The 15211-nt window shown below is 76.2% G+C and carries 10 protein-coding genes; 6 read left to right on the top strand and 4 right to left on the bottom strand.

Annotated elements, in window-relative coordinates:
- Positions 1-10: 10 nt before the first annotated feature.
- Entirely contained in the window at positions 11-292 is a 282-nt protein-coding gene (locus KG102_RS02225) for a DUF2530 domain-containing protein (protein ID WP_208289537.1), read from the top strand.
- Here the strand turns inward: KG102_RS02225 and KG102_RS02220 are convergent.
- The 3 genes from KG102_RS02220 to KG102_RS02210 are packed head-to-tail and all read right to left on the bottom strand — an operon-like array spanning position 289 to position 4852.
- Positions 289-3405, bottom strand: coding sequence for a sacsin N-terminal ATP-binding-like domain-containing protein (locus KG102_RS02220; RefSeq protein ID WP_208289538.1), 3117 nt, complete (start codon positions 3403-3405; stop codon positions 289-291). The two genes, KG102_RS02225 and KG102_RS02220, sit on opposite strands and share 4 nt — an antisense overlap.
- Entirely contained in the window at positions 3402-4466 is a 1065-nt protein-coding gene (locus KG102_RS02215; protein ID WP_208289539.1) for a DUF3027 domain-containing protein, read from the bottom strand. Before KG102_RS02215 ends, KG102_RS02220 begins: the two co-directional genes overlap by 4 nt.
- A 2-nt stretch (positions 4467-4468) precedes the next feature.
- Complete coding sequence (locus KG102_RS02210) at positions 4469-4852, bottom strand: cold-shock protein (protein WP_208210090.1); 384 nt, start codon at positions 4850-4852, stop codon at positions 4469-4471.
- 191 nt (positions 4853-5043) lie between these two features.
- Here KG102_RS02210 and KG102_RS02205 point away from each other — a divergent pair, with 191 nt between their 5' ends.
- Together KG102_RS02205 and KG102_RS02200 are read left to right on the top strand one after the other, a co-directional pair.
- The gene (locus tag KG102_RS02205; RefSeq protein ID WP_208289540.1) at positions 5044-5388 is read left to right on the top strand and encodes a TraR/DksA family transcriptional regulator; all 345 of its coding nucleotides are present in this window, start codon (positions 5044-5046) and stop codon (positions 5386-5388) included.
- 463 nt (positions 5389-5851) lie between these two features.
- The gene (locus KG102_RS02200) at positions 5852-7447 is read left to right on the top strand and encodes a DUF222 domain-containing protein (protein ID WP_213363024.1); all 1596 of its coding nucleotides are present in this window, start codon (positions 5852-5854) and stop codon (positions 7445-7447) included.
- 223 nt (positions 7448-7670) lie between these two features.
- Here the strand turns inward: KG102_RS02200 and KG102_RS02195 are convergent, their stop codons facing one another.
- A complete protein-coding gene (locus tag KG102_RS02195; protein WP_208289542.1) occupies positions 7671-8888 on the bottom strand; it encodes a M20 metallopeptidase family protein in 1218 nt (405 codons plus the stop codon).
- Positions 8889-9087: 199 nt separating this feature from the next.
- Between KG102_RS02195 and KG102_RS02190 the strand changes: the two genes are divergently transcribed.
- The 3 genes from KG102_RS02190 to KG102_RS02180 all read left to right on the top strand — a co-directional run bounded on the left by KG102_RS02190 (position 9088) and on the right by KG102_RS02180 (position 15204).
- A complete protein-coding gene (locus KG102_RS02190; RefSeq protein WP_208289543.1) occupies positions 9088-11505 on the top strand; it encodes a helicase-associated domain-containing protein in 2418 nt (805 codons plus the stop codon).
- Entirely contained in the window at positions 11502-13163 is a 1662-nt protein-coding gene (locus KG102_RS02185) for a DNA repair helicase XPB (RefSeq protein ID WP_208210094.1), read from the top strand. Before KG102_RS02190 ends, KG102_RS02185 begins: the two co-directional genes overlap by 4 nt.
- 61 nt (positions 13164-13224) lie before the next feature.
- Positions 13225-15204, top strand: a complete 1980-nt coding sequence (locus KG102_RS02180) for a TPM domain-containing protein (protein WP_208289544.1) — start codon at positions 13225-13227, stop codon at positions 15202-15204.
- The last annotated feature ends 7 nt before the right edge of the window (positions 15205-15211 follow it).

Below are 15211 nucleotides of genomic sequence, written 5' to 3'. Positions count from 1 at the left end.
CCTGGCTGCCGTGCCGTCCTCGCTCTCGTCCCTGTGGAAGCCCACGCGTTCCGCGCCGCCCCCGGTCGCCATCGACCTGGCCCGCGTCCTGGTCGCGGGGACCGCTGTGTGGGGGCTGGCGCTCGTGGTGACCGCCGCGCTCGCCGCCATGGGTGAGGTCCCCTGGGATGCGGCCTGGGTGTGCGCGACGGGTGCCGTGCTGGGCCTGCTGGGCCTGCGCTGGGCGCGGAAGCACCCCGACCCGGCGGCCCAGGCCCCGGCCTCGACCCCGACCCCGACCCCGAAGGTCTAGCGGGGAGGAGCGGGCGGTGCGTCGGCGGCGGGCTCGTCGAGCACCGTGCCGAGCACCAGCTCCGCGGCCCGGTCCGGCGCCACCAGCACGGTCTCGATCGCGTGCCGCGCCGGCCACCGTCCGGCCGCCTGCGCCAGGCCGGCCGCCAGCCCCGCCGCGTGCACCGCCCGGACCACCGCCTGGGCACCCACGCCCGTGACCCACCAGTCGACGGGTGCGTCGTCGACCGTGAGCTCGTCGTGCTCCCACCAGGTGGTAGGTGCGTCGGGGACCAGGCTCGCCACCTCGGCCGGCACCGGGTGCGGGACGGCGCCGCCCTCGTCGACGCGCCCGTCCGCCAGCTCGGTCGCCAGCGGCAGCTCGAGCAGCGTGGCGACGGCGTCGGCGACCACGTCGGGGGCCGGCACCATCGCCGCCACGTCGGTGCGCTGCCACCACATCGGCTGCTCGGCCACGGCGGCGTCGTCGGCGTGCACCACCGCCGCCCGGGCGGGTGCGACGAGGGCGGGGACCCGCGCGGCGGGCCGGGCCGCCGACGCGTCCGACCGAGCGGCCACGGCCGCGATCCCCCGCCAGAGCGCCACGGCCGTCCGTGCGTCGACCGGGCTGCCCGCCGGACCGAGCGAGTCGAGGACCTGCACCCACGCCTCGGCGCCCAGCTCCGCGAACGAGGCCACACCGCCGAGCGCGCGCTGGACCCCCGCGTCGAGCCCGCGCACGAGCGCCGGCGCCGCGGGCAGCACGTCACGGAGCGCAGGCTCGACCAGCACGCCCAGGGCGCCGTCGCCGTCGACCGCGAAGATGCCGCCGAGCTCGGGGCCACGCTCGCGCAGCCACCAGGCCGTGTAGGACTCGGCCGTCGACCCCCGCTCGCCCCGGACCGGCTCGACCAGCGCGCGCCGCAGCTCGGGCACGGTCGCCAGCCGCGCGAGGACGCCCGGCCAGCGCTGCGGGTCGACCGCGTCGAGGTCCGCCACGGCGTCGAGGTCGCCCACGTACTCCCCCGGGCCCAGGGTGGCGGCCAGGTGCGCGACGTAGTCGGACCACGAGTCCAGGGACTGCGCCGCGAGGCTGGCGTCGTCCGTGCCGTCGGGGTCGAGGGCCGCCGGCTCGGCGACGACGCCGGCCACCCGCACGAGTGCGAGGTCGTCCCGCACGCCCACCGCGACGAGCGTGTCGGCACCCCACCGCTCGACCGTCGCCAGCGTGACGGGCGCCAGCACCCGCGGGTCGAGGAGGTCAGCGGCGGGCCCACCGGGCAGGACGAGCCCGTGCGCGGGCGTCGGCTCGCCGTCGGCGGCGGGGAGCGTCAGCAGGCCGAGCCACGGCTGGTGCCCAGCGCCGGCGCGCGCGCCACCGACCGCCGCGCGCACCACCGCGAGCACCGCGTCGGTGACCTCGTCGGCCAGGGCGAGGTCGTCGTCGTCGGCCTGGTCCAGCACCGCTCCGCGCAGCGCGGGGTGGGCCAGCAGGCCGCGCGCGTCGGGCGCGTCCGCACCGAGCCGGGCCAGCAGCGGGTGGGCGGCGGCCGGGTCGACCACCCGCAGCCCCCAGCGGCCCAGCACCCGCAGCGCGTCCGTCCCCACGGCGGCGGCATCCGACGGGTCGAGCACCACCAGACCGCGGGCGCCGCGCACCACCCGTCCGTCGGCGAGCGGCACCGGCAGCGCGCCGAGCGCCTCGCGTGCCGACGCGTCGTCCGCCAGGGGCTCGAGCGCGTCGTACAGGTGCGACCAGTCGGCGTCGTCCACCGCGGGCAGCTCCTCGACCACGTCCGCGAGGCTGCGCACCTCCACGCCGAGGGTCCTGGCCTGGGCCTCGCGGCCGACGGGGACGAGGGCCAGCCCCGCGATCCACCGGCCGAGCGCCGCGACCGCGCCCGGGTGGGTCCCCGCGGCCCCGGACAGCATCACGGCACGGTCCGGCGCGACGAGCGGGTCACCGTCGTCGGGCGGCGCGGCCCGGCGCAGGAGGGGCGTCCGGGCGAGCCGCTCCACGACCAGGTCCCGCAGCGCGCCGTCGAGGGCCCCCGCCGCCAGGCCGGTCGGCACCAGCGCCAGCGGGTCCGCGACCGCGACCGCCCGCGCGTGCCCGAGGCGGGCGTACGCGTCGGCGGCGTGCCCGAGCACGACGTCCGCGAGCCGGCCCGCCGCGACGTGCCTGCGGGTCGGGTCGAGCGGGAGCGTCGCGACGAGCAGCGCGGGCACGGTGCACGGCTCGTCCGTGGGCGTCGGCGCGTGCACGACCCGGGGCCACGACGCGCCGGGGTCACGCGGGATCGCCCAGGTGACCCGCCACGTCCGCGCGGCCCGCTCCTCCACCGGTCGGTCGGCGACGACCCCGACGGACAGCTCACCCTCGGCGGACTCGACGACCCAGCGCTCCTCGACGTCGGCCAGGCGCCGCGGCGCGTCGTCGGAGGTGTGGTCCTCCACCAGGATCTCGACCAGGCCGGGCAGGGCGAGCAGCAGCGGGTCGCCGATCTCGCGCAGGAGGGACCGGACCTCGTCGGCGGCCACCTCGTCGCGCAGCTGGAGGACCACCGCGGTGTCGTACCCCGTGGGCGGGCGTCCGTCAGCGGGCAGCGGCAGGCGCAGCGCGGGCAGGGACCCGTCGCGCCGGCGCACCTCCTCGGCCAGCGCCGGGACGTCCGCGGCCGCCTCGCTCAGCAGCTCCGCGGTGTCCCGCAGCGAGAAGCGCACGCCTCCCGTGGTCGACAGCAGCGACACCTCGTCGGACACGGCCCGGACGGCGGCGAAGCCGACGCCGAACCGCCCCACCACACGCCCCCCGCCGCGCTTGGCGGAGGCCCGCATCGACGACAGCGACGCCACGCCGTCCGCGTCCAGCGGAGCGCCCGTGTTCGCCGCCACCAGCGCGATCGTGCCGTCGTCGGCGTGCGCCAGCCGCAGCAGCAGCCGGCCGGGCACCCCGGCCCGCGTGGCGGCGTCGGCGGCGTTCTGGGCCAGCTCGACCAAAACCCGGTCGCGGTAGTAGCCGCGAGCGTGGTCCTCCTCGGTGTTGGCGTCCTCCCGGAGCCTGGCCGGCGAGGCCCGCCACGCCCCCAGGACGGCCGCGCGCAGGGCAGCCGTCCCGAAGGCGTCGGCGGTCACGGCTCCGGGTCGGGGCGCGCGGGCTGCTCGTCGGCGGAGGTCGGTGCCTCGTCGGGGGTGGCGTCGCCGGGCGTGACGTCGTCGGCAGCCGTGACGTCGTCGGGGCTGGTTGCGGCGTCGGCGCTGGGTGCCGCGTCACGGTCGGTTGCCGCGTCGGCGGTGGGCTCGTCGTCGGTCGGGGCGTCGGCGGTCGCTGCGTCGGTCACTGCGTCGGCCGTCGACTCGTCGGCCGTCGGGTCTTCGGCGGTCGCTGCGTCGGCGGATGCCCGCTCGTCCGTGACCGTGCCCGTGGCCCTGCCCGGCGCGGGCGTCGACAGCTGCACCAGCTCCAGGCTGAGCTCGTCGATGAGCGGGTCGGCCGCGGGCCAGTCGGTGGACGTCGCCTCGGCGTCGGTCTCGGAGTGCGCTCCGCAGCCGTGGTCGAGGCTGACGACGGTGCCGTCGTCGGGCGACCACTGGTTGGCGCAGACCCCGAAGACGGTGCCCAGCGAGCCCTGCAGCGGGACCAGGAACCCGCAGCTGTGGCACGCGGCGGCCGAGGCGAGCGAACCGGCGCTCGTCGGACCGTGCGGCCCGCGGTACCAGCGCTCGGCGGCCTCGTCGCGACCCTGCGGCGAGAGCACCCGGGCGCGGGCGAGCGCGAGCTCGTCGATCGCGACGTCGTCGAGCTCGGGGTCCCCGGTCGGGGTCCAGCCCGGCTCGAGGCGGGGGTCGTCGGCCCTGAACGGCACGACGTCCCCGGGCCCGATGTCACCGGGACGGATGCGCTCCGACCACGGCAGCCACGGCCGGCCGAGGATCGCGTCGGGGCCGGGCAGGAGCTCCGCCTCGCAGACCGTGGCGGTGCGGCCGCGGGGCACCCGGGCCACCGTGACCGTCCACTCCCAGCCGCGGTAGCCGCGGGCGGTCGACGCGAACCGGTGCGACACGAGCCGCTCGCCCTCGACCACGAGACCGAGGTACTCGCCGACGTCGGCGGGGTCCTCGGCGAGCTCGATCGCGACCTCACGGGCCAGGTCGACCGCGGATCCGAGGACGGCGTCCTTGGTTGCTGCAGGCATGCTCAGGCCTCGATGTCGTCCGCGACGGCTCGCAGCAGGGCGGCGTACTGAGCCCCGCGGGCCTTCTCGGGGTAGCGGCCACGACGCAGGTCGTTGCCGACGCGGTCGAGCACCTTGATGAGGTCCTCGATGATGACGGCCATGTCGTCGGCGGGCTTGCGCGCCGCCTTCGCGACAGAGGGCACGGGGTCCAGCAGCTTGACCGAGAGGGCCTGGGGGCCGCGGCGGCCGTCGGCGACGCCGAAGTCGACCTTGGCACCCGGCTTCGGCGCGGTGACGCCCTCGGGCAGTGCCGAGGCGTGCAGGAAGACCTCGCCGCCGTCGTCGCCGGCGATGAATCCGAAGCCTCGCTCCGTGTCGAACCACTTGACCTTGCCGGTAGGCACGGTGAACCCCGTTCGTGAGATGAAGACGTACCGGCCCCCAGGCTACCGGCCGCGGCCCAGGATTATCCCCGCGAGGGCCCACGGGGATCGCGCCGTGGGCGAACCGCCCGGTGCGGCCGATCGACGACGGCGGGGCGACGACGTCCCCGGTGCCGGGAAGGGTTGCCGCCGGTGTCGCGTTGTCGCTGAGGATGACCACCCTCCCCACCGCCCGCGCCCGGCTCGAGGAGCTGCGCGCGACGACGGCTCAACGCCTCTCCGCCCTGCGCGGCGAGCACCTCGCTGTGGTCGAGGCGTCACGCGACAGCAACGCCGACGACGAGCACGACCCGGAGGGCGCGACGATCGCGTTCGAGCGCGCGCAGGTCGACGCGTTGGCCAGGGACGCGCTGGCTCGCCTGGAGTCGATCGAGGACGCCCTGACGCGGATCGACGACGGCACGTACGGGATCTGCGCGCAGTGCGGCGACCCGATCCCCGCGGGCCGCCTCGAGGTGCGGCCGACCGCGACCACCTGCGTGGCCTGCGCGGTCTGAGCCCTGCGGGCGACCTCCTGCTGGGCGCAGTCCGACCACGCGCAGTCGGCAGGGCGGAGCCCGGCGGCGGAGCCCGGCGGGGCGGAGCTCGGCGGCGGAGCCCGACCATGCGCAGTCCGACCGGCCGAAGTCCGGCAGCCGCGTTCGTGCACCCTGCCTGCTCCTCCCGGGCGAGGCACCCGTGTCGACGAGCCACCACGTCGTGTGCGTCGCGATGAATGGGCACGGTCGCCTTTCAGTCGCGTGCAGGGCGCCTGTGGACAAAGGCAGAATTAATAGGGCTGTGGGCGGCTCGGTGAATGTGTATGAGCGTCCCCACCTGCACTGATGTGCTTATCGGTGACGGTCTCAGCATTTGAGCATGTGGCCCGGGGAATGTCAGTGGTGGCTGGAACACTTCTCGGTATCGCGCATTGCGGACCCAATCTGGCCGCCGCGCCCGGTCCAGTGGTGGAGGTGAACGGTGTCGATCGATGAGGTCTCCTGCGGCACCGAGCCCGTCCGCGGCACCGTGCCGAGCACCCCGACGCGTGACGAGCCGGCCCTCGGTCACGGCGACCGTGGTCACGGTGGTGTTCAGGGCAGTAAGACCGGGGCTGGCGCCGCGGTGGCGGCACTGGCGGCGTTGACGGCGGCGGTCGATGCGCTGGCGGCCGTGTCGGATCCGACCGTGCCGGGTGCCCGGTTGGAGGGTGGCGTGGCGGTGCGGGTGGTGGGTGAGGCGTTGGCGTTGGCGGGTCGGTTGTCCGCGATTGCGGCGTGGGTGGTGCCGGTGGTGGAGGCTGATGGGTGGTGGGCGGTGGACGGTGCCCGGTCGATCACGACGTGGGTCGCGGCGCAGGGGCGTTTGAGCCATGGGCAGGCGGGTCGGGTGGTGGCGCTGGGGCGGGCGTTTCGTGATGATCTGCCGGTGACCGCGCGGGACGTGGTCGCCGGGGTGGTGGCGCTGGAGGCCGCGCACGCGATCGCGGCCGCCGCGAACACCCCGGTGCGCCGGGCCGCGTTGGGCGCATCGGCCCCGCAGTGCGGGGAGGAGTTCCTGGTGGCGCAGGCCCGGTCGCTGCCGGTGGCCCAGTTCCGGGTGCTGGCGCGTCGGTGGGCCGCGGCGGCGGACCCGGCCGCGGACGAACGTGGGTATGCCCAGGCGGTGGACCGGGAGTTCCTGGAGCTGTCCCAGACTGTCGAGGGGTGTCACCTGGCCGGGTTCTTGACCAGCGAGCACGGGCACGCCCTGGCCGCGGCGTTGCACGCGCTGGGCGGCCGGTCGGCGGACCAGGCCGGTCAACCCGCGTCGCGGCGCCGGGCCGGGGCGTTGGTGAACCTGACCCGCCTGGTCCTGGACCGGGACCTGACCGGCGCCACCGGCACCCACCGCCCGCACCTCACCGCCGTGGTCGACTACCCCACCTTGCACCGCGCCCTGGACCGCGCCCCCGGCGCCCCGGCAACGCCGATCCCGCCGGCGGAGGAAGGAGGGACGGCCGCCCGGGACGCGACGGCACCAGAGGCGACGGTCGGGGACGCGATCCCCGCGGATGCAGGGCTACCTCATCCGGCGGACGACCAGTCAGCCAGCGGGGCGAACGGCGCAGCCCTGCCCACGCCCCGGCCGGCGCCGACCCGGGACCGAGCCCCGGGACCGGTCGTGCAGCCCGACCGGTTCGCGGTCGCCGACCTGGTCGGCACCGGACCCATCCCCGACACCGTCCTGGCCCGACTGGCCTGCGACTCGGCGATCACCCGCGTCGTGTTCGGAGCGGCCTCCCAGATCCTGAACGTCGGCCGCACCGAACGCACCTACACCGGACCCAAACGCACCGCGATCATCGCCCGCGACCAGCACTGCCAATACCCGACCTGCGACGCCCCACCCGCCCTGTCCGAGATCCACCACACCCACCACTGGCACCGCGACCACGGCACCACCGACACCCACACCGGCATCCTGCTGTGCTGGCACCACCACACCACCGTCCACGACCGCAGCATCGAGATCACCCGCCACCCCCACGGCCACTGGACCTTCACCGACCGCCACGGCCACCCGCTACGCACCTGAGGCACATCACCCAGCGCATCACCAGCACGGCGCAGCAGGACGGCCACCGATCTGCCCCCGAGCGGGGGTTCCGCACGCAACCGGGCCCGAGCCGGCACGTATGCGGTCACCGAGGACGCGGAGCGGTCACCCGGCGAACTGGCGCGAGACCGAGAACGTCCAGGGCGACCATCGGCGGGCACCGGCTGATCCTCGCGGTCGGCTCGGTCCCGGGCATCACGCGTTACGCGCCCTGCGCCAGTCGGTCGAGCACCAGCGCGGCGAGGATCGCCGGACCGACCGCCAGCGACTCCTCGGCGAACCGGGCCTGCGCGGAGTGGTTGTACGCCGCGGTCGCCGGGTCCTCGCCGACCGGCGTCGCCCCCAGCCCGAGGTACGCGCCCGGCACCTGCTGCAGGACGTACGAGAAGTCCTCCGCACCGGACAGCGGCTGAGCCGCGGTCACGAACGCCTGCTCACCGAAGAGTCCGCGCACCAGGCCTTCCGCCCGGTCGACCTCGGACGCGGTGTTCGAGGTGACGGGGTATCCGCGCTCGTAGTCCACCGTCGCGGTCAGGCCGTGCGCCTGCGTGATGCCGTGCACGACCCGCTCGATCCGCTCCGCGACCACCGCGTGCGCGGCGTCGGAGAAGGTACGGATCGTCGCCTCGAGGACGGCGGTCGATGCGATGACGTTGTTCGTGGTCCCCGCCGCAATCCGGCCGACTGTGACGACCACGGGGTCGAACACGTCGAACTGCCGCGTGACCATGGCCTGGAGCGCCAGCACGATCTCCGCGGCGACGGGCACGGGATCGGCGGCGAGGTGCGGCATCGACCCGTGACCCCCACGGCCGTGCACGGTGACGACGACGGAGTCCGCCGCGGCGAGCATCGTGCCCGCCTTCGTCGAGACGATGCCGGCGGGCAGCATGGACGACACCACGTGCAGGGCGTACGCCGCGACCACCCGAGATCCGGCGGCGTCGAGGACCCCCTCCTCGATCATCAGTCGCGCACCGTGATCGCCCTCCTCGCCCGGCTGGAACATCAGGACGACGTCACCCGCCATCTGGTCGCGGCGGGCGTGCAGCAGCCGCGCGGCCCCCACGAGGCCCGCGACGTGCAGGTCGTGCCCGCACGCGTGCATGACCCCCGGGCGCTGCGACGCGAACGCCTCGCCGGTGTCCTCGGTGACCGGCAGGGCGTCCATGTCCCCGCGGAGCAGCACGGCCGGACCGGGCCGGCCCCCGCGCAGGACCGCGACGACCGAGCTGAGCCCCGTGCCCGTGCGCACCTCGAGCTCCAGCGGCGCGAGGGCGTCGAGCACGAGCCGCTGGGTGGCCGGCAGCTCCAGGCCGATCTCCGGCGTGCGGTGCAGGGCGCGACGCAGCTCGACGAGCGACGGCAGCTGGGCAGCTGCATCGGCCCGCAGGCTCGCGAGGGTGTCCGAGACGGTCATGCGTCGACCTCCACTGCTTAGCGTGCGGGTGGGCCCCGCCGTCCGGGTCGCGGCAGCCCGGCGAGCGCGCGATCCGACGAGACTGGCAGACCACCCCCGCGGCCGACCCACAGACCCGCCCGGCGCGCGCAGCGGGACGGTGGTTACCGATACGTAACGAGCCGCCCGCCGGCGCACCGCGCCACGTAGGGTTGTGCGGATGCCCACCTTCACCGGATACCTGCGCGAGCGCAGCGACGACGAGCTCGTCGCGCTGCTGCGCAGCCGACCGGACCTGGCGTCGCCGTCGCCCGCGACCCTGTCGTCGCTGGCCGTGCGCGCGACCAGCCGGTCGAGCCTGGAGCGTGCGCTCGCCGCGGTCGACGCCAGCGTGCTCCAGGTGGTCGAGGCGGTCGTGGCGCTCTCGGTGCCCGGCCCCGTGGTCGCGGCCGACCTGCCCGCGGCCGTCGGCGCGACCGACGAGGCCGGTGCGGCGCTCGTCGAGCGGGCGCTGCGGCTCGCGATCGCCGCCGCCCTGGTCTACCCCGAGTCCGCGGACCCGGACGCCCCGCTCGTGGCGTCGCCCGGGCTCGCCGAGCTCCTGGGCCCGTACCCGGCCGGACTGGCGCCCGCCGACGCGGTGAACCGCCGCGGGACGTCGCCGGCACCGGTCGACCTCGACGACCTGCCCGCGCTGCTCGAGGCGGCACCGACCGGCGCCCGGCCCGTGCTCGACGCCCTCCTGTGGGGCTCGCCCGTCGGGCTCGCGCCGTCCAACCACACCGCCGCGGCGGCGGCCGTCGACTGGCTGATCCGCCGGCACCTGCTCCTGGCCGGCGAGTCGCGCCACGTCGTGCTGCCCCGCGCCGTCGCGCTGGCGCTGCGGGGCGGACGCACGCACCCCGCCCCCGCGTTCCCTCCGTCGCTGCCCGACGACGTCCCGCACCGACCCGCCTCGCTGGTCGCGGCCGAGTCGGCCGCCGCCGGCGAGCGGATCGTGCTCCTCGTCGCCCGCCTGGTCCGGCTCTGGGAGCAGAGCCCGCCCGGTGTCCTGCGCGGCGGCGGCCTCGGTGTGCGTGAGCTGCGGCGCGCTGCGGCCGCCCTGGACGTCGACGAGCGCGAGGCGGCGTTCGTCATCGAGCTCGCGAACGCCGCGGCCTTCATCGCCGACGACGGGGAGGACAGCCCGTCGTTCGCACCGACCGTGGCGGTCGACGAGTGGGCCGCCCGCGACGTACCCGACCGCTGGGTGACGCTCGCGCGAGCGTGGCGGTCCACGCAGCGCACCCCGTGGCTGGTCGGCGGGCGCGACGAGCGCGGCGGCGTGCGTGCCGCGCTCGACCCCGAGCTGCAGCGCACGTGGGCCCCGCGCCTGCGCAGGTCGGTGCTCGACGTGCTCGCCGAGGCGCCGCCCGGCACCGTGCTGGACGCCGCGCACGTGGTGGCTGCCCTGCGCTGGCGTTCCCCCCGGTCGGTGCCGCCGGCCTCGGCTGTGCAGGCGGTGCTGGTCGAGGCCGGCCGGCTGGGCGTCCTCGGGGCGGGTGCCCTGTCCGAGGCGGGTCGCGCGCTCCTCCAGGAGACGGACCCGGCCGCCGCACCGGCCGACCCGGCCGCCGCGCTCGCGGCAGCGCTGCCCCCGGCGGTCGACGAGGTCCTGCTCCAGGGGGACCTCACCGGCGTCGTGCCGGGCCGGCCGAGCGGGCCGCTCGAGGACCTGCTGGACCGGACCGCCCACATCGAGTCCCGCGGCGGAGCCCTGACGGTGCGGTTCACTCCGGAGACCGTGCGGCGCGCCCTCGACGCCGGCGCGACCGCCGACGCACTCCTCGCCGAGCTGGAGGCCCACAGCCGCGGCGGGGTGCCGCAGCCGCTGCAGTACCTCGTCCGGGACGCCGCGCGGCGCCACGGCCAGCTTCGTGTCGGGTCGGCCTCCGCCTACATCCGCACGGACGACCCCGCGCTGCTCGCCGGGCTGGTCGAGGACCAGCGGCTCTCCTCGCTCGGCCTGGTCCGGCTGGCGCCGACCGTCCTGGCGGCCCACGCACCGCTGCGGGAGCTGGTCGAGGCCCTGCGCGCGCACGGTCTGGCCCCGGTCGCCGAGGGTCCCGACGGCCAGGTGGTCCACGTCTCGTCGAGCATCCGCCGCGTCGGGCGGCGCGCCGCCGCCGGTGCCCGACGGCGGGCCTCCGACGCCGCGCCGGCCTCGACGCGAGAGAGCGTCAGCGACGAGCGCCTGCTCGCGCTCGTGCCCCAGCTGCGCCGGGCCGAGGCGGAGCGCGCGGCCGACGAGGTCGAGCGCGTGCCGGGCACGGTCCTGCCGCCCGTGCGCCGCGCACCGGCCCCGGCGGCGGCGGTGCCGACGGCCACGACGCCGGACGTGGGAACAGCCGACCCGGTCGACGCGTTGGTGCTCCTGCGTGAGGCAGCGGCCGAGAAGGCCGAGGTGTGGGTCGAGATGATCGGCTCGCACGGCGTCCCGCAACGACGGCTGCTGCGACCCCTGCGGGTCGAGGGCGGCCGGCTGCGCGCCATCGACCCCGCCCGGGAGTCCGAGCTCACGGTCGCGGTGCACCGCATCGCCACCGTCACGCGCGCGGCGCCAGCACCCTCGTCGGACCAGCATCAGGAGACTTCGTGACCAACGGCCCCCTCATCGTGCAGAGCGACAAGACGCTGCTGCTCGAGGTCGACCACGACCAGGCCGAGGCCTGCCGTCGGGCGATCGCCCCGTTCGCGGAGCTGGAGCGCGCCCCGGAGCACGTGCACACCTACCGGCTGACCCCGCTGGGCCTGTGGAACGCCCGCGCCGCGGGGCACGACGCCGAGCAGGTGGTCGACGTCCTCCTCGAGTACTCGCGCTACCCGGTCCCGCACGCCCTGCTGGTCGACGTCGCGGACACGATGTCCCGCTACGGGCGCCTGCAGCTGGTCCAGGACCCGGTGCACGGCCTGGTCCTGCACTCCCTCGACCCGGCCGTGCTGGCCGAGGTGGTCCGGTCCAAGCGGACCGCGGGCCTCCTGGGCGAGCGCCTGGACGCGACCGACGTCATCGTCCACCCCTCCGAGCGCGGGCACCTGAAGCAGGTGCTGCTCAAGCTCGGCTGGCCGGCCGAGGACCTGGCCGGGTACGTCAACGGCGAGGCGCACCAGATCGACCTCCGCGAGGACGGGTGGTCGCTGCGGCCGTACCAGCAGCAGGCCGTCGACGGCTTCTTCCACGGCGGCTCCGGCGTGGTCGTGCTCCCCTGCGGTGCCGGCAAGACGCTGGTCGGCGCGGGCGCCATGGCCCGGTCGAAGACCACCACGCTGATCCTGGTGACCAACACCGTGAGCGCCCGGCAGTGGCGCGACGAGCTGGTCAAGCGCACCTCGCTGACGGAGGACGAGATCGGCGAGTACTCCGGCGCCCGCAAGGAGATCCGCCCGGTCACCATCGCGACGTACCAGGTGCTCACCACCAAGCGGAAGGGCGTCTACACGCACCTCGAGCTGCTCGACGCGCGCGACTGGGGCCTCGTGGTCTACGACGAGGTCCACCTGCTGCCCGCACCGATCTTCCGCATGACGGCAGACCTGCAGGCGCGCCGCCGGCTGGGCCTGACCGCCACGCTGGTGCGCGAGGACGGCCGCGAGGACGAGGTGTTCAGCCTCATCGGCCCCAAGCGGTTCGACGCCCCCTGGAAGGACATCGAGGCCCAGGGCTACATCGCCCCCGCCGACTGCGTCGAGGTGCGCCTGACGCTCGCCGACGCCGACCGCATGGCCTACGCGATCGCGGAGCCCGAGGAGCGGTACCGCCTCGCGGCGACGGCCCGCGGCAAGAATCGCGTGGTCGAGCAGCTCGTCGCCCGGCACGAGGGCGACCCGACCCTCGTCATCGGCCAGTACCTCGACCAGCTGCACGAGCTCGCGGAGCACCTGAACGCCGACCTCATCACCGGAGAGACCACGGTGCACGAGCGGCAGCGCCTGTTCGACGCCTTCCGGTCCGGGGAGATCACCAAGCTCGTCGTGAGCAAGGTCGCCAACTTCTCGATCGACCTGCCCGAGGCGTCCGTGGCCATCCAGGTGTCGGGCTCGTTCGGCTCCCGCCAGGAGGAGGCGCAGCGGCTCGGCCGGATCATGCGCCCCAAGGGCGACGGCCGGACCGCGCACTTCTACACGGTCGTCGCGCGCGACACCGTCGACCAGGACTTCGCCGCCCACCGGCAGCGATTCCTGGCCGAGCAGGGGTACGCGTACTCGATCGTCGACGCCGAGGACCTGGACGCCGCCACGGAGGCCGGCCGCGACTGACGGGAACGACCGGCGGGCGCGAGCCGTTGCGGCAGGTAGACCCCACCGGAAGGATCGACGAGTGCCCCTGCTGCGTCGCGTGTCCCCGCTCGTCCCGCTGCTGCTCGGAGTCCCGCTCCTGCTCGGCGCGGCTGCGCTGCCGGCGGTGGGACCGCAGTCGCTGACCGGTGAGATCACCGACGAGGTCGGCGCGCTCGACGGGGACGAGGCCGAGGTCCAGCAGGCGCTCGACCAGCTCGCGCAGGAGACGCAGTACCAGCTGTACGTGGTCTACGTGCCTGACTTCTCCGGCGCCCAGCCGGTCGACTGGGCGCAGCAGACCGCCGCGGCGTCGGGCCTCGGCCCGGACGACCTCGTCCTGGCTGTCGCCACCGACGCCCGCCGGTTCGCGCTCGCCCCGGAGAGCATCGAGGGCCTGTCCCGTGACCAGGTCGAGGCCGCCAGCGTGGCCGCCGAGGACCGGCTGCGCGCCGACGACTGGGCCGGCGCCGCCATCGCGACCGCCGACACCCTGCGCGAGGAGGCCACCGGCGCCGGCGCGTCCTCGGGCGGTGGCGGCTTCGGCACCGTGCTCGTGATCGGCCTCCTGGTCATCGCCGGCGTGTTCGGCCTCTCCTGGTTCCTGTCCCGCCGCCGCCGCGCGAACGCGCTCCCGGCGCCGGGCGCGCCGGCCGACGAGCTGGCCGGGGTGCCGACCGCCGAGCTCGACCGCCGGTCGGCCTCCGCCCTGGTGGCGATCGACGACGCGGTCAAGGCGTCCGACGAGGAGCTCGGCTTCGCCCAGGCGCAGTTCGGCGCCGACGCCACGGGTGAGTTCGAGGCCGTGCTCGCCGATGCGAAGGCCCAGGTCACCGAAGCGTTCCGGCTTCGCCAGACGCTCGACGACGAGATCCCCGACACCGAGCCCCAGATCCGCGAGACGGCCACCCGCATCCTGCGCACCTGCGGGGCGGTCGCCGCGATGCTCGACGCACAGAAGGCCGGGTTCGACCACCTGCGCGACCTGGAGTCCCGGGTCGACCAGGCCCTGGCGGCCCACGCCCGCACCGCGGCCACGCTGCGCGGGAGGATCGACCCCGCACGCGCCATGGTCGCCACCCTCGCCGCGACCTACCCGCCGGCGTCGCTCACCTCGGTCGCGCCCAACCCCGACCAGGCCGCGCTGCTCCTCGGCGAGGTCGACACCACCGTGGCCCGCGGCCAGGAGGCCGTCGAGCGCGGAGAACGCGGCATCGCGGTCGGCTACGCGCGCGCCGCCGAGGAGGCGCTGAGCCAGGTGACCACGCTGCTCGACGCGGTCGACCGGGCCGGCGCCGAGCTGGCCGAGGCGGGCGGCAAGCTGGACGCGGCGGTCGCGTCGATCTCCGCCGACCTCGCCGACGTCGACCGGCTCGCCCGCGGCGACGCCCGAGTGGCCGGCCCCGCGCAGGCCGCCCGCGACGCCATCGAGACGGCCCGCGCCGCGCGCGGCGGCACCGGTGACCCGCTGGCGGCCCTGCGCCAGATCACCGACGCCGAGACCGCCCTCGACGCGGCGCTCGCCCCGATGCGGGACAAGGCCGAGCGGGACCGCCGTGCGCAGCACCAGCTCGACGACCTGCTCGGCCGGCTCGAGTCCACGCTGCGCGCGACCGCCGACTTCCTCAGCACCCGACGCGGCGCGGTCGGCCCGGAGGCACGGACCCGCCTGGCGGAGGCCCAGCGACTGCGCCTCGTGGCCCTCGACCAGCGCCCCGTCGACGCCACGGCGGCGCTGGCGACCGCGCAGCGCGCCGAGCTGCTGGCGCGCCAGGCGGCGGAGCTGGCGCAGGAGGACGTCGAGCGGGCGCAGGGCTTCCAGGGCGGCCCCATGGGCGTCGGCGGGCCCGTCGGCGGTCGCGGCGGCGGGCTGAACAACGTCGGCGGCATGGTGCTCGGCGGCATCCTGCTGGACAGCATCCTGCGCGGGGGCGGCGGGTTCGGCGGCGGGGGCGGCTGGGGCGGCGGCGGTGGCGGTGACGGCGGCGGGTTCGGCGACGGCGGCTTCGGCGGGGGCTTCTGAGGCCGGC

It is taken from the genome of Cellulomonas fengjieae, assembly GCF_018388465.1.
In the GTDB taxonomy this organism is placed as follows: Bacteria; Actinomycetota; Actinomycetes; order Actinomycetales; family Cellulomonadaceae; genus Cellulomonas; species Cellulomonas fengjieae.
The sequence above is the reverse complement of the archived record's forward strand: the minus strand, read 5'-3'. Positions and strand labels throughout refer to the sequence as shown.

Bases quoted from the DNA above. Each gene is read 5' to 3' on its own strand.
- KG102_RS02215 (WP_208289539.1), bottom strand. From the start codon at position 4,466: ATGCCTGCAGCAACCAAGGACGCCGTCCTCGGATCCGCGGTCGACCTG.
- KG102_RS02205 (WP_208289540.1), top strand. From the start codon at position 5,044: ATGACCACCCTCCCCACCGCCCGCGCCCGGCTCGAGGAGCTGCGCGCG.
- KG102_RS02195 (WP_208289542.1), bottom strand. From the start codon at position 8,888: ATGACCGTCTCGGACACCCTCGCGAGCCTGCGGGCCGATGCAGCTGCC.
- KG102_RS02190 (WP_208289543.1), top strand. From the start codon at position 9,088: ATGCCCACCTTCACCGGATACCTGCGCGAGCGCAGCGACGACGAGCTC.